Source organism: Novosphingobium sp., from assembly GCF_049240505.1.
In the GTDB taxonomy this organism is placed as follows: domain Bacteria; phylum Pseudomonadota; class Alphaproteobacteria; order Sphingomonadales; family Sphingomonadaceae; genus Novosphingobium.
On sequence record NZ_JBMLSM010000158.1, the window covers coordinates 16,121 to 30,810 of the forward strand.

The following is a 14,690-nucleotide window of genomic DNA, read 5'->3' on the forward strand; positions in this document are numbered from 1 at the left end:
CGTTTCAGGCGAAGACCAATTGCCTTACCCAATCAACGCTTGTCGCTGCATCGGCAAGGCGTGCCGTGCCCAGAGCCTGCGTCCAATAGCCTTCCGAGCCATCGGCCATGCGCCATTCGTGCAGGCGGCGGGTAAGCAGTTGCAGATCGTATTCCTCGCTGATGCCGATGGCACCATGCACGGCATGAGCGGTGGCAGCGATGCGCGGCACGGCGGAAGATGTGGTGATCTTGGCCGTGGCGGCGACAGCCATCGGCACGTCAATCCCCTGGGCTGCGCCAAGCTGCGCGGCGATGCGGCAGGCGATCATGTCTTCGGCCATGATGGCCAGCATCTGCTGAAGCGATTGCTGACGACCGATGGGCTTGCCGAACTGGACACGATCAGAAGCGTAGGCCGTGGTCAGATCGCACAGACGCGCGGCGGCTCCGGCGATAAGGCAGGCGCGAAGCACGGCGGCGATGGCGCGCAGGCCAGCGGTCGGGCGTGGCATAGCGGCGCCCTGCGGCGTGCCGGAAAGGCGCGCGGCAAGCGAGTGGGTGACGCCGGTTGGCACAGGCGACAGATCGGCAATGCCACACAGCACCAGCGCCTCGCCCGTATCGACCAGCGCATGTTCGGCCACCAGACCGCAAGGCACGGGTTGCGCCAGCGATGTGACCAGCACGATCGGGCCATCGGGCGCAGTCATGCCAGCCTGTGCCAGCAGTGCGCGGGCGACCATTGTTTCGGCCACGGGCAGCGGCACGGCGTGGGCACCAAGCGCGGCGGCCAAAGGTTCTATATCGGCAAGCGAGAGCCCTGCTCCGCCGTGGTCTTCGGCCACGAGCGCATCGAGAAAACCGGATTGGGCGATTTCCTGCCAGAGCGGCGCGGCGGATTGGCCCGTTTCGATGGTACGGACCACCGCAGGGGGACAGGCGGCTTCGAGCATACGGGCGAAAGGTTCGAGAAGTTCGTTCATTTCCACGTTTCCGGTTCCTTCACCGCAGGCCCATGCCGCGCGCGATAATGCCGCGCAGAATCTCGCGCGTTCCACCGCGCAGGCTGAAGCTGGGAGCGATGTGCGTGACATACATCAGCGTGCGGTACAGCTCTTCGCTCACCGGCTCATCCGGGTGGGCGGCCAGATCGTCGGCAATGACGGCGGGCAGTTCCTGTTCGAACCCGGTCCCGCGATCCTTGACGATGCTGGCTTCCACCACCGGGCTTTCACCCGCCACAAGCCGCGCGGTGCAGGCAATGGACATGGCGCGCAAGGTGGCAAGTTCCGCCGTGAGACGACCGGCCAGCGCGGCCGCATCGTTGCGCCCGGCGGCCTGCATGTGCCTGATCCACGCATCCAGCAGCACCACGCTGGAATAAATGCGTTCCGGCCCTGATCGTTCGAAGGCGAGTTCGGCCACGACCTGTTTCCAGCCCTCCCCCTCCTGCCCGATCAGCGCGTCGTCACCCAGTTCCACGTTTTCGAAGAAGACTTCGGCAAAGTGGGCATCGCCAGTCAGATCGACGATGGGACGCACGGTGACGCCGGGGGCCTTCAGATCGATGATGATCTGCGACAGGCCTGCCTGCCGGTCTGCCGATGTGCCCGACGTGCGAACCAGCGCGATCATGTAGTCAGAGTGCATGGCGTTGGTGGTCCAGATCTTCTGACCATTGACCACCCAGCCCTTATCGGTGCGATCGGCGCGCGTGCGCACGCTGGCAAGGTCGGAGCCGGAGCCGGGTTCGCTCATGCCGATGCAGAACAGTTGTTCGCCCTGACAGATTGCGGGAATGTGCTTGTGGCGCTGGGCCTCGGTGCCGAAGTTCAGAAGCAGTGGGGCGCTTTGACGGTCGGCAATCCAGTGCGCGGCGACAGGGGCGCCAGCGCTCAGCAGTTCTTCCACCACAACAAATCGCGCGAAGGGGCCTTTCTCCTGGCCGCCATAGGCCCTGGGCAGGGTCAGCCCAAGGAACCCTGCTTCACCCAATGCGCGGCTGAAATCGGCGCTGAAGCCTTGCCATGATCGCGCGCGGCGATCGATTGGAAGCGTTCCGGTGTGGCGTTCCATAAAGGCGCGCACGGCGGGGCGCAGCGCTTCGTCCTCAACCGGAAGGGTGGCAAGCGTAAGGGTATCGAACACGGGGGACAGGCTCCTCATCCCGGTGGCAGGTGTGCCCGCCTTTCCGCCCGATCGATGCGCTTGTGGCCTTGGTGATTCAAATATTTAATTGTGTCATTTCGATAGTGATTGGCTATCGGAAAGGCTTTGCAGCGCAGTAGCCACGAAGTTTTGCGCGAGCGGTGATGGATCGACGGCGCGGGCAATGCCCATTGCAATCGGGATCGGATCGTCCAGCGCCACAATGCGCACGCCTGCCCCTGCAAAGCGGGCGCTGCGGGCCGGGATCAGGGCGACGCCGAGGCCTGCTTCGACAAGGCTGAGAATGGTCTGAACCTGCACCGCTTCCTGTGCCACCTGTGGCGTGAAGCCTGCGCGATGGCAGGCAAGGCGGATGGTCGCATGCAGCACGCTGACCGGGCTGTAGATGATGAACGCACGATCGGCGAGCGCGCTGAGTGGCATGATTTTCCGGCGGGACAGCACATCGTCGAGCGGCAGGACCGCCACCAGCGCATCGCGTTCGATCACATCGATGGTGACGGGTGTTGAATCCATCACAGGCAGGCGGACAAGCCCGATATCAAGGCGGCGCGCGGCAATGGCGCGGACGATTTCGACACTGTTCATCTCTTCCAGCGCCAGTTCAACTTCCGGGTAGGCCTGCCGGAACGGGGAGACAATGCGCGGCAGCAGATCGCCGATGGCCGAGCCGATAAAGCCGACCGACAGGCGCCCGCGCAGGCCCGCAGCCCCCTGCCGCACAGCTTCACGCACCTGTTCGGCCGCGGCCAGCGCGATGCGCGCCGGGCCAAGCGCGGCCTGCCCGGCAGCAGTCAGCCGCACGCCGCGCGGATCGCGGTCAAACAGGGCAACGCCAAGGTCTTCTTCCAGCTTGCGAATGGCGACCGTGAGCGGAGGCTGGGAAATATGCAGACGTTCTGCCGCGCGATGGAAGTTCAGCGTCTCTGCAAGCGCGGTGAAATAGCGGAGTTGGCGCAAGTCCATGATATATGTTCACTATCGAAACTGGAAAAATCAATATTAGCCTGTCGAAGCCGCCTGCCCTAGCCATTTTTGCACAAGAGAACCGCAGAGGAAGCGCCAATGGCCGAAGCCCCATTCCTGCTGATCGAACGCGACGGTCCCGTCGTGATCGTCACGCTAAACCGTCCCGACACGCGCAACGCCATTTCGGAAACGGCGCATAGCGAGGAAATTGCCGAGTTCTGCGCCCGCACCACCCGCGACATGAGCGTTCGCGCGGTCGTGCTGACGGGCGCGGGCAAGGCGTTCTGCGCGGGCGGCAATGTGAAGCATATGGCGGAAAAGGCCGAGATGTTTGCAGGTGCGCCGTTTGCCCTGCGCAATGCCTATCGCACCGGCATCCAGTTGATCCCCTCAGCGCTTTATGAACTGGAAGTGCCGGTGGTGGCTGCGGTGAACGGCCCGGCCATCGGCGCGGGGCTGGATCTTGCCTGCATGGCCGACATTCGCGTGGCTTCGGAAAAGGCGCTCTTTGCGGAAAGTTTCGTCAAGCTGGGCATCGTGCCTGGCGATGGCGGCGCATGGCTGCTGCCGCGTGTGATCGGCATGGCGCGCGCCAGCCTGATGACACTGACCGGCGATACCATCGATGCGGCCAAGGCGCTGGAATATGGCCTTGTCAGCGAAGTGGTTGCGCCGGAACAGGTCTTGCCCCGCGCGGTGGAAATCGCCCGCTCCATCGCGGCAAATCCCGGCCACGCCACACGCATGGCCAAGCGTCTGCTGCGCGAAGGGCAGGACATGAAGCTGGCCCCGCTGCTGGAACTTTCCGCCGCCTATCAGGCGCTGGCGCACCACACGCAGGACCATCACGAAGCGGTCGATGCCTTCCTTGAAAAACGTGCGCCGGAGTTCAAGGACCAATGACAGGACCTGAAGTGCTGGGCGCGCTTGCCGGGATCAAGGTGCTGGACCTGTCGCGCGTGCTGGCCGGGCCGTGGTGTTCGCAAGTGCTGGGCGATCTTGGTGCTGAGGTTATCAAGGTGGAACAGCCGGGCCAGGGCGACGATACCCGCAAATGGGGGCCACCGTTCCTTGACGATGGCAGCCGTGATTCCGCCTATTACCTCTGTGCCAATCGCAACAAGCGCTCGGTCGCCATCAACATGGCCGACCCGGAAGGTGCAGCGCTGATCCGCAGACTGGCGGCGGATGCGGACATCGTGATCGAAAACTTCCGCGTTGGTGGACTGGTCAAATACGGGCTGGATTACGATGCCCTGCGCGCGATCAAGCCCGACCTGATCTATCTTTCGATCACCGGCTTTGGCCAGACCGGCCCGTTGCGCGACAATGGCGGGTATGACTTTCTTGTTCAGGGCATGAGCGGATTGATGAGCGTTACCGGCCTCCCTGATGAAGAACCGGGCGGCGGGCCGATGAAAGTGGGCATCCCGATCAGCGATCTGACCACCGGGCTTTATGCGGCGATTTCCGTGCTGGCGGCGCTGAACCATCGGCACGCCACCGGCGAAGGCCAGCGCATCGATCTTGCGCTGCTGGATACGCAAGTTGCGCTGCTGGCCAACCAGGCTTCGAACTGGATGAACGGCGGCATGGTGCCGCGCCGCATGGGCAACCAGCATCCCAACACCGTGCCCTATCAGGATTTTGCCTGTTCCGATGGCAGCATTCTGGTGGCTTTGGGCAATGACCGGCAGTTCCGGGCGTTCACTGCGTTGATCGGCTTGCCCGAACTTGCCGATGATGAGCGCTTTGCCATCAGCGCGGGGCGCAGCATCAACCGTGATGCCTTGCTGGCGCAGATGCGCCCGGCCATCGCCCGCTGGAAGTCGGATGAACTGATTGCCGCGATGGAAGCGGCCAAGTTGCCGGGCGGCAAAGTGAACGAGATTCCCGACGTGCTCGACCATCCACAGATCAAGGCGCGCGGCCTTGTTCAAGAGATGGCGCGAACGGACGGGACGCCGCTCAAGGTACTGGGCTTCCCCGCACAACTTTCGGCTTCCCCCGCCACATATCGGCACGCGCCCCCGCGTTCGGGCGAAGATACATTTTTGGTGCTGGATGATAAGTTAGGACTTACCCAAAATGAATTGGACCGTCTGGCGAAGGCTGGCGTGATTGCGGAGAAGCTGTGATGAAGGGCGCGAACTACATCGATGGGCGCTGGGTTGATGGCGCCGTGCCTTTCGAAACGGTCAACCCATCCGACCTTGACGAACCCGTTGGCACCTACACCAAAGTGGGCGAAGCCGAAGTGCGCGAAGCTATGGCCGCGGCGCGGCGCGCACAACCTGCATGGGGCGCGTTCAACATGCAGGCGCGCGCCGACATCCTGTACAAGGTGGCGGACCTGATCAAGGCCCGTGCGCAGGACTTCGGACTGCTGCTGAGCCGCGAAGAGGGCAAGACCCTGCCCGAAGGCGTTGGCGAAGCGCTGCGCGCGGCACAGTGCTTTCAATATGCCGCGGGCGATGTGGTGCGGGCGCAGGGCGAATGGTACAATTCGATGCGCGATGGCTTCAACGTGCTGGTCACGCGCGAACCAGTGGGCGTGGTGGCCGCGATCACGCCGTGGAACTTCCCGATTGCATTGCCATCGTGGAAAGTGGCGGGCGCGCTGGCCTATGGCAATTCCGTGGTGCTCAAACCCAGCAGCTTCGTGCCGGGCTGCGCGGTGATGCTGGCGCAGATTCTGGAAGAAGCGGGCGTGCCTGCGGGTGTTTTCAACCTGGTGATGGGCGATGGTCGCGCCACCGGCAACGTGATGATCGACGAGGCCGATGCGCTGACGTTCACCGGCGGCACTGCAACCGGCCGCTCCGTTCTGGCCCGTGCGGCACAGACGATGACCAAGTGCCAGCTTGAACTCGGCGGCAAGAACGCGCTGGTGGTGCTGGACGATGCCGATCTTGATCTGGCCGTGGAAATCGCCAGCAACGGCGCGTGGATACAGACCGGGCAGCGCTGCACTGGCACCGAACGCTTTATCGTGACGCGCGGCATTCACGATGCCTTTGTCGAACGCATGGCCAGAGTTGCGGGCAGCTATCGCGTCGGTCACGCGCTGGATGCCGACACGCAGATCGGCCCGGTCGCCAATGTGCCGCAGTACAACGAGAACCTGCAATTCGTGGCTGACGCCAGGGCCGAAGGCGCGCAAGTTGCCGCTGGCGGCGGCGCGGTCGAAGGACGCACGCGCGGACTGTTCATGGCTCCCACGTTGTTGGTCGGCACGAAAGCCGGGTGGCGCTGCAACCAGCATGAATCGTTCGGCCCGATTGCATCTGTCGTGATGGTCGAGGATCTGGACGAGGCGATCCACGCGGCCAATGCCTGTGAATACAAGCTGTCATCGGGCATCGCCACGACCAGCCTGAAAAATGCCGAACGCTTTCGCAAGGCATCGCAGGCCGGCATGGTCACGGTCAACGCGCCCACGGCGGGGCTTGAATATCATGTGCCATTGGGTGGGCGGGCGCCATCGGGTTACGGCCCGCGCGAGACGGGCACGGCGACCGCCGATTTCTTCACCGAAAGCAAGACCAGCTACATCAATCACGGCGCGTTCTGAGCGCGCGGACGGAGAGAGACATGACCACTGTCGGATATATCGGCCTTGGCGCGATGGGCCTGCCACTGGCCAAACACCTGACGCGCAAGGACTTTGACGTCATCGCCTATGACATCGATCCCGCCCGCGCCGATGCCATCGTGGAACTGGGCGGGCGCAAGGCGCTGTCGGTGGCCGAAGCGGCGCGGGGTGTTGACGTGGTGATCACCTGCCTGCCTGCCACACCGCATGTCGAAGCCGTGGTGCTGGGCGCGGAAGGCGCGCTGGCGCAGATGAAGCCGGGCACACTGCTGCTGGACCTTTCCACCATCGATGCCAATGGCACCGACCGCGTAGCCAAGGCCTGTGCAAGCAAGGGCGTGGCCTTTGTCGATAGCCCCATCGGCCGCCTCGTGCTTCATGCCGAACGCGGGGAATCGCTGTTCATGGTGGGGGCGAGCGACACGGACTTCGCGCGGGTCGAATCGCTGCTGCGCGCGATGGGCAAGGACATCATGCGCTGCGGCGGGCAAGGCATGGGCAGCCGGATGAAGCTGGTGAACAACTTCCTGCTGCTGACCATCGCCCAGGTCAGCGCAGAGGCGGTAGCGCTTGGCACGCGGCTTGGCCTTGATATCGATACGATTCTTGAAGTGACCGGCAGCACCACCGCGCAGAACGGGCAGTTGCACACGCTGATGGTCAACAAGGTGCTGAAGGGCGATACCGCCCCCGGTTTCACCATCGACCTTGCCTTCAAGGACATGACGCTGGCGATGACCGCAGCGGCGGAGAACCGCATGGGCCTTCCCGTGGGCGCAGCGGCGCACGCGGTCTATGGCGGGGCGCGGGCCGTGCCGGAGTTTGCGACCAAGGACTATTCGGCGCTGCTCGAATGGGCCTGCCGTAACGCCGCCATTGAAACGCCGCGCACGGTTTAGGGTAAGCCAACCGCAAGCCCGGCGACGGCGAGCGCTGCCAGCACAAGGGGGATGGTGAAGGCGGAGAGCGCGGTTGTCCACACGATCAGCGCCCCGCCGAACCGCCGCGCCCGTTCACCGGCGGGCGCGGCAACTATGAACACGGTAGATGCGGCAGGAACTGCTGCCATGATCAATGCCGTTGCCGTCCAGATTGGATCGAGCGGGGGCAGGATCGCCAGCAGTCCTGCAGCGATCAGAGGGCTGATGGCAAGTTTGCCGATCACGCCCCGCCACATTCCTGCCCCGACACTTCGCTCCACCGGTTTTGCAACGAACATGCCGATGGCCACCAGCGCGCATGGCGCGGTGGCTGAAGCGATGGATGCGAGCAGGACTCTTGCCGGATCAGGCAGGGAGATGCGCACCAGCGCCGCCGCAATGCCGGCAAGGCACGCCACCATCAGGGGGGTTTTCGCAAGCGAGGCACATACGGCCCGCAGGCTGTCCCCCGTGTCATGCCGGTCAGGCGCCGATAGCGTTTGCACCAGAAGGCCCGGCGCGAAGACGAAGGCCGTGTTGAGTGCCATGATCACGGCGGCAGGTCCAAGTGCGTCCTGACCCAGCAGGGCAAGACAGATCGGCAGACCGACAAAGCCGCTGTTGCCATAGGCAGCACCAAGCGCGATGATATTGCCCTCTGGCCCGCGTTCACCGCACAGCCGCTCGATCACCAGATGAAGCGCATAAGTGGCCCATGCGCCGCCAATGACGACCACGCCCATGACCGGTTGTGCAAGCTGACCGGGATTCAGACCAGAAATCGCCAGAAAGGTGAGGACCGGCAGCGTCACCACGGCGACAAACCGGCCCAGCACCTCGTTGGCGTCCTTGCCCAGCACCTGCGACCGTCCCAGCCAGATGCCCAGTGCGATCAATCCGAAAACCGGAAACAGCGCCCCCAGAATTGCGCTCATCGCCACATCAGTATCGCGCCATCAGTATCTCAGGCCAATCGCGCCATCGTGATAGATCGATGCGCCGGTAACGAACCGCGCTTCGTCGCTGGCGAGATAGACGAAGGCGCTTGCGGTGTCTTCGGGTTCGCTGGCAATGCCCAGCGGGTTCATTGCCGCCAGTGCCGCTTCGGCAGCCTCTGTCGATTCCCACATGCCTTGCGCGACATAGCTTTCCAGCCCTTCGCGCAGGATCGGCGTCATCGTCACGCCGGGGTGGATCGAATTGATGCGGATCTTCTGCGCGCCATATTCCAGCGCGGCGCAGATCGTCAGCATTCGCCCTGCGGCCTTGGACACGTGGTAGCCGATATTGGTGGCGTTGGGCATGTATGATGCCATCGACAGGTTGTTGATGATCGAACCCCCGCCGCCAAACCGCTCTACCGCGCTGGCAAGGTGCGGCGCGCAGGCCTTGATGCCAAGGAACAGCGCATCGTGATTGACCGCCATCACCTTGCGCAGATCGTCAAGCGAGGTCTGCGCGATGCCGCCGTGGATCGAAATGCCGGCGTTGTTCACCAGCACGTCGATCTGGCCGAAATCTGCGATGGCCGTATCGACCACCCGTGCCCAGTCGGCTTCGCTGGTCACGTCCTGCTCCATCAGCACGAAGCTGCCGGGCGACCCGTCTTCGCGGACGAGCGCTTCGATCTGCGCGGCTTGCTCCCGGCGGAAATCGGTGCCGATCACGGCCTTTGCCCCTTCGCGCAGGAACGCCCGCGCCACGGCCACACCAATATTGCCGACGCGCCCTGCACCGGTAACAATGGCGACCTTGCCTTCAAGCCTGCCCATGCTTTCTCTCCCGAAGTTTCCGAATATTCCGCCTGATCAATCGACCGCGATCTGGCGGGCAAGGTCGGGCATGATCGGCGGGATCTGGTCCTGCAGGAACCTGATGCGGCCACCGATGATCTGCTCGCTCATCTCTGGCTGGCTGTGGACCCAGAACTTGTTGTCGGCCATCTGTTCAAGGAAGAGGCGGCATCCTTCATCAAGGTCCATGCCATAATCGCGCATCATCTCGAACATGGCGCGGCGGTGGTTGGCGGCATTGTCCGGCTCGCCCGCACCCGCTTCGGCATTGAAGATATTGGTGCGCAGCATTCCGGGCACGATGGCCGAAACGTGGATGGGCAGGTTCTTCAGTTCCATCTCGAGATAGAGGCATTCGCTGAACGCCTGCACCGCGTGCTTGGTGACGGTATAGGCTGTCTGCCCCGGCATCTGCCCGAATGCGCCGACGGACGAAAGATTGCCGATCCATGCTTCCTTGCCGCTGGCAATGATGCGCGGCACGAAGGCGCGCACGCCGTGGATCACGCCGTGAACATTGATGTTAAGCGTGGCTTCCCAGCGGGCCGCTGGCACTTCCCAGGTGTTGCCGACCGTTTCGATGCCCGCGTTGTTGATCAGCAGGCGCACTTCGCCGTGGCGGTCGAACACCAGTTCGGCCAGGCGGTCGAGTTCCTCCGGCACGGAAACATCGACCTTTTCTGCCTCCGCCTTGCCACCTGCTGCCGTGATCGCGGCCGCCGTTTCGGCAGCGGCGGCCTCGTTGATGTCGGTGACAACCACCGTCATCCCCAATGCGCCCGCACGCCGGGCAAGGCCTGCGCCGATGCCCGATCCAGCCCCGGTGACAACGGCAACGCCGCCGTCGAACACATCTTTATCCTGCGCCATCGCAGCCATTCTCCCGAAGATGGCGTATGCCGACATGCAGCGGCACACGCTAATTATAAGTGTTTACTGACTATCATTGGAGGGCAAAGTCAACCGCTCCAAACCCGACGCCGCTCAGTGTGCGAGCATCTGCACGTTTTCGCACAGCGCGCCTTCGGGGTCGGTCGAAAAGACCACCCGCACGCCATGATCGGCTTCTTCGCGGATCGGGCCGACCAGCTTGCCGCCGTTCGCAGTGACTTTCTCGACCAGCGCGTCCAAATCTTCGACCACGAAGCCGAGAATCACCTGCTGGTCGCGTGGCGCATCGCGTTCGGTAAAGTTGAACATGACCAGCGATCCGCGCGTCCAGTCACCGCCGGGGGCCAGAATCACTTCGCGGAATGGTTCACCATCGCTGGTGCCTTCAACGCGCTGAACCGTGCCATAGCCGTAGACCGCCACGTAGTAGGCGGCCATCGCCTCTTCATCGCGGCAGATCAGCTTGGTAAAGTTTGAAAGTGCAGTCATATCGCATTGCTCCTCTTTTCCCGGTGGGGCGGTGGCCACACCATATCTGAACCGATGCCAGCCCGGTGGTTCTGCACCTATCGCAGGTTCTGTTGCAGTTATCCTTGATTATCGTAGATCAATCGCGCATTGATTACGCAATGACAAGCCGAAAGGCGCATTGAGAGGATAAATGCGGGTATCTCCATGCCGGAGCAGGACGACTGCCGTCACGGTAAAACGCACTCCTTTTCAAAAGCGCCTTCCAACCAAGCCACAATCCTGCATTTTTTGAGAAAGACTGCGCCCGTGTCCTCCAATCTCTTTCCGCACCTGCTTTCGCCCGGTCGCATCGGTCCGATGGAACTCAAGAATCGCATCGCAGTGACGGCAATGGGCGTCAGTCTCTCGGAAGATGACGGGACCGTTGGCGAGCGCCTGATTGCCTATCATGAGGAACAGGCAAAGGGCGGGGCGGCGCTGATCATCTCCGGGGTGACAGGCGTGGCCTGGCCGGTCGGTGCGGTGGCGATGCAACAGACAGCGATTTCGGATGACAAGTTCATCCCCGGCCTGAAAGCAATGACCGACCGCGTTCACGCCCACGGCGCAAAGATCGCCGCGCAATTGCATCACGGCGGCTTCGTTGCCGCCTACAGTCATGCGCGGTGGGGGCATCCGCTATGGGGTCCAGCCGTCCCGCCGCCACCAAAGGGCAATTTCACCGATTACTTCCTGATGGAGGAACTGGCCCCGCTGGCGGGTATGAAGGCACCGCAGCTGAAGATTCTGGAGAAGGAGGACATCGCCATCGCGGTGCAGCAGTTCGGTGATGCCGCGCGCCGCGCCAAGCAGGCCGGGTTCGATGGCATCGAAATCCACGCAGGGCACGGCTATCTGCTATCCTCTTTCACATCGCCCTACACCAATTCGCGCACCGACGAATATGGCGGCAGCCGCGAAAACCGGCTGCGCCTGACGCTTGAAGTGATTGCCGCGATCCGGGCCGAAGTCGGCGCCGATTACCCGGTTTGGATCAAGATCGATTCGCGCGAAGTGGGCAAGCCCGGCGGCATCACGATCGAAGATGCCATCGCCAATGCCAAAATGGTCGAAGCGGCGGGCGTGGATGCCATCACCATCACGTCCTATCACGATACCAGCAATGGAAAACTGCATTCGGAATCGAACATTCCGCATCTGGAAAACTGGAATCTTCCGGCCACTGCCGAAATCCGCAAGGCGGTGAAGATCCCGGTGATCGGATCGGGCCGCATCGAGGTGGACAGTGCCGATAATGCCATCGGCAAGGGCGAGGCGGACTTTATCGCGATGGGCCGCAAGTTGCTGGCCGACCCGCACCTGCCGCGCAAGTTGACCGAAGGGCAGACCGAAAAGGTGCGCCCCTGCGTCTATTGCTACACCTGCGTTTCGGCCATCTATATGGGCGAACCCGCGCGATGTGCGGTCAACGCCGGGCTGGGGTTCGAGTTCGAAAGCGAGCCGCTTCCGGCAGGAGCCAGCCCGAAGCACGTTGCCGTGATCGGCGGAGGCCCCGGCGGCATGGAATCCGCGCGCAGGCTTGCCGCGCTGGGCCACAAGGTTACGCTGCTGGAGAAATCGGATCGTCTGGGCGGCACGCTGCGTTTTGCCAGCCTTGCCTATGAACCCAACGAACGCATTCTCGAATGGCTGCGGCGCGAAGTGAAGGAAGCGGGCATCGACGTGCGACTCTCGACTGTCGCCACACCCGATCTGCTCCGCTCGCTGAAAGTCGATGCGGTGATCGTGGCCACAGGGGCCACGCGCGGGATGCCACCAATTGCCGGGGGCGATCAGGATCATGTCTATTCGGGCGACGACATGCGCCGGATGATGCTGGGCGAAAGTTCTGATGAACTGAAACGCAAGACGGGCCTGTTCACACGCATCGCCACCAAAGTCGGCGCGGCCACCGGAGCCACTGCCAATCTGGCACTGGTGCGCAAGGCCACGCACGCATGGATGCCGCTGGCCGATACGATCACCATCATCGGCGGCGAACTGGTCGGCCTGGAACTTGCCGAATTCCTCAGCGAACGCGGCCGCACGGTCAACGTGATCGAAGAAGCGCCGCGTCTGGGCAAGGGCCTTACCCTGGTGCGCCGGATGCGTCTGCTGGCCGAACTGGCCGAACATGGCGTCGGCCTTCACGGCGGGGTGACCGAGATCGAGATCGGCAAAGACAGCGTGACTTTCACCGACAAGGCCGGTGCGCGCCAGACGGTGCCGGGCGGCAATGTGATCGTGGCAAAGGGAGCGGAAGGTGATCTTTCGCTGGCCGATGCGATGCGAGCGGAAGGCTTTGCCGTCCATGCGATCGGCGATGCCACCGGCGTCGGCTACATCGAAGGCGCCATGCGTGGCGCACGGAACGCGGTGCGCGCCGTGGCGCAGGCCGCCTGACCGTATCTTGGCATAAAGGGATTACGTGATGCGCAGTTACAAAGTCGAAAATGGCGTGGTGGATCTGGGCAGGGTTCAGCTCGACGTGCCCGATACCATCAGTGATGAAGCCAAGGCCTATCTCCGCTTCGATCCCAACCAGCAGATGCCCGAAGACGCGCCGCCGGTGCCGATGTGGCTGATGCGCGAACCGCTCGCCCCGATGTTCGAATGGCTGAACCAGCAGGCGCTGGAAGTGTTTCCCTGCGATATCGGGGAAACAGCGATTGATGGTGTGCGCTGCCACCGGATCACGCCCAAAGGCGGGGTACGCCATGCTGGCAAGTTGCTGATAAACCTGCACGGCGGCGGCTTCGTCATGGGTTCTGGCTCGCTGGTAGAGGCGATCCCGATTGCAGCGGAAACGGGTTGTGAAGTTATTGCCGTGGATTACCGGCTTGCCCCGGAACACCCCTTCCCCGCTGCCGTGGACGATATCGTCGCGGTCTATCGCGATGCTCTGAAGACTTATGCTGCCAACGATATCATCCTGTTTGGCACATCGGCAGGCGGATTTCTTACCGCAATGGCGATCATGCGGTTCAAGCAGGAAGGTCTGCCTCTGCCTGCTGCCTGTGGCGTGTTCACAGCGGGCGGCGATGTGACGCAACTGGGCGATACGTTCAGTTATCTGACGCTTTCGGGCTTCTATGGGCACCTTGGCGCAAAGCTGGACGATCCACAGTGCGAACGCGGTGTCTTCGTGGGCAATGCAGATCGCAATGATCCGCTACTCGCGCCGATAAAGGGCGATCTTTCGGACTTCCCGCCAACGCTGCTGGTCACCGGCACGCGCGATGCGGTGCTCAGTTCTGCTGCCATGTTCCATCGCGCCTTGCGCAAGGCCGGACGGGATGCAGACCTGCATGTGTTCGAAGCCATGCCCCACGGCTTCTGGTTCAGCGTGGCCATGCCGGAATCGCGCGAAGCGATTGATCTGATGGCCCGGTTCTTTGAACGCCACCTGGGCATCGGCGCGGCATGAAGCACCCTTCTGAAGAGCGGCGCCCTGAAGATCGGCGGACGACAAGAAAGCACCCCGGCGGATCACGCCATCTGCAAGGCGCGGCAATCGCCGTCGATCCGACGGACATAGCGATCATCCGTGAATTGCGGGCCAATGGCCGCGCGAACAACCAGCAGATTGCCGAGACGCTGGGCTTGACGGCGACGACGGTATCCACCCGCATCCGCCGGATGGAAGATGCCAACCAGCTTCGCGTGGTGGCGGTATCGGACTTTTCGGCGCATGGCTTCAACGTGCTGTTGCGCATTTCGGTGTCGGTCGATGGCCGCCCCGCGTCTGACGTTGCGAGCGAACTGGCCGCCCTGCCTGAAGTGGTGGCCGCGCACATGGTGACCGGTGGCTATGATATCGACATGCTGGTGGCGCTGCACGATTTCGACGACCTGTCGGACT

The 14,690-nt window shown here is 62.9% G+C and carries 14 protein-coding genes; 7 read left to right on the top strand and 7 right to left on the bottom strand.

Annotation, left to right across the window (positions count from 1 at the left end; translation table 11 throughout):
* Positions 1-4: 4 nt before the first annotated feature.
* From ACOVQ0_RS12910 to ACOVQ0_RS12920, 3 genes are all read right to left on the bottom strand, one after another.
* Entirely contained in the window at positions 5-964 is a 960-nt protein-coding gene (locus tag ACOVQ0_RS12910) for an acyl-CoA dehydrogenase family protein (protein ID WP_421885066.1), read from the bottom strand.
* Between the two features lie 19 nt (positions 965-983).
* The gene (locus ACOVQ0_RS12915; RefSeq protein WP_421885068.1) at positions 984-2,129 is read right to left on the bottom strand and encodes an acyl-CoA dehydrogenase family protein; all 1,146 of its coding nucleotides are present in this window, start codon (positions 2,127-2,129) and stop codon (positions 984-986) included.
* Positions 2,130-2,222: 93 nt separating this feature from the next.
* Complete coding sequence (locus ACOVQ0_RS12920) at positions 2,223-3,116, bottom strand: LysR substrate-binding domain-containing protein (RefSeq protein ID WP_421885070.1); 894 nt, start codon at positions 3,114-3,116, stop codon at positions 2,223-2,225.
* A 99-nt stretch (positions 3,117-3,215) separates the two neighbouring features.
* Here ACOVQ0_RS12920 and ACOVQ0_RS12925 point away from each other — a divergent pair, with 99 nt between their 5' ends.
* Genes ACOVQ0_RS12925 through ACOVQ0_RS12940 form a run of 4 tightly spaced genes read left to right on the top strand, consistent with a single transcriptional unit; the run spans position 3,216 to position 7,613 of the window.
* Positions 3,216-4,022: a crotonase/enoyl-CoA hydratase family protein gene (locus ACOVQ0_RS12925; protein WP_421885072.1), complete on the top strand. Its 807-nt coding sequence runs from the start codon at positions 3,216-3,218 to the stop codon at positions 4,020-4,022.
* Positions 4,019-5,257 carry a CaiB/BaiF CoA transferase family protein gene (locus ACOVQ0_RS12930; protein ID WP_421885074.1) on the top strand — a complete coding sequence of 413 codons (1,239 nt, stop codon included), beginning with the start codon at positions 4,019-4,021 and terminating at the stop codon, positions 5,255-5,257. Before ACOVQ0_RS12925 ends, ACOVQ0_RS12930 begins: the two co-directional genes overlap by 4 nt.
* The gene (locus ACOVQ0_RS12935) at positions 5,257-6,693 is read left to right on the top strand and encodes an aldehyde dehydrogenase family protein (RefSeq protein WP_421885076.1); all 1,437 of its coding nucleotides are present in this window, start codon (positions 5,257-5,259) and stop codon (positions 6,691-6,693) included. The genes ACOVQ0_RS12930 and ACOVQ0_RS12935 overlap by 1 nt, the downstream gene beginning before the upstream one ends.
* Before the next feature lie 20 nt (positions 6,694-6,713).
* Positions 6,714-7,613, top strand: a complete 900-nt coding sequence (locus ACOVQ0_RS12940; RefSeq protein WP_421885078.1) for an NAD(P)-dependent oxidoreductase — start codon at positions 6,714-6,716, stop codon at positions 7,611-7,613.
* Here the strand turns inward: ACOVQ0_RS12940 and ACOVQ0_RS12945 are convergent.
* From ACOVQ0_RS12945 to ACOVQ0_RS12960, 4 genes are all read right to left on the bottom strand, one after another.
* On the bottom strand, positions 7,610-8,569 hold the full coding sequence (locus tag ACOVQ0_RS12945) for an AEC family transporter (protein WP_421885080.1): 960 nt from the start codon (positions 8,567-8,569) through the stop codon (positions 7,610-7,612). The two genes, ACOVQ0_RS12940 and ACOVQ0_RS12945, sit on opposite strands and share 4 nt — an antisense overlap.
* Positions 8,570-8,590: 21 nt before the next feature.
* Complete coding sequence (locus ACOVQ0_RS12950; protein WP_421885082.1) at positions 8,591-9,406, bottom strand: SDR family NAD(P)-dependent oxidoreductase; 816 nt, start codon at positions 9,404-9,406, stop codon at positions 8,591-8,593.
* Positions 9,407-9,442: 36 nt separating this feature from the next.
* On the bottom strand, positions 9,443-10,297 hold the full coding sequence (locus ACOVQ0_RS12955; RefSeq protein WP_421885084.1) for an SDR family NAD(P)-dependent oxidoreductase: 855 nt from the start codon (positions 10,295-10,297) through the stop codon (positions 9,443-9,445).
* 114 nt (positions 10,298-10,411) lie between these two features.
* Positions 10,412-10,807, bottom strand: coding sequence for a VOC family protein (locus ACOVQ0_RS12960; protein WP_421885085.1), 396 nt, complete (start codon positions 10,805-10,807; stop codon positions 10,412-10,414).
* 288 nt (positions 10,808-11,095) lie between these two features.
* Between ACOVQ0_RS12960 and ACOVQ0_RS12965 the strand changes: the two genes are divergently transcribed.
* The 3 genes from ACOVQ0_RS12965 to ACOVQ0_RS12975 all read left to right on the top strand — a co-directional run.
* Positions 11,096-13,231, top strand: a complete 2,136-nt coding sequence (locus ACOVQ0_RS12965) for an FAD-dependent oxidoreductase (RefSeq protein WP_421885087.1) — start codon at positions 11,096-11,098, stop codon at positions 13,229-13,231.
* Between the two features lie 28 nt (positions 13,232-13,259).
* On the top strand, positions 13,260-14,255 hold the full coding sequence (locus ACOVQ0_RS12970; protein WP_421885089.1) for an alpha/beta hydrolase: 996 nt from the start codon (positions 13,260-13,262) through the stop codon (positions 14,253-14,255).
* Positions 14,252-14,690 (top strand): Lrp/AsnC family transcriptional regulator (locus ACOVQ0_RS12975; protein WP_421885091.1); only part of this gene is annotated, 439 nt, incomplete at its 3' end. The genes ACOVQ0_RS12970 and ACOVQ0_RS12975, both read left to right, overlap by 4 nt.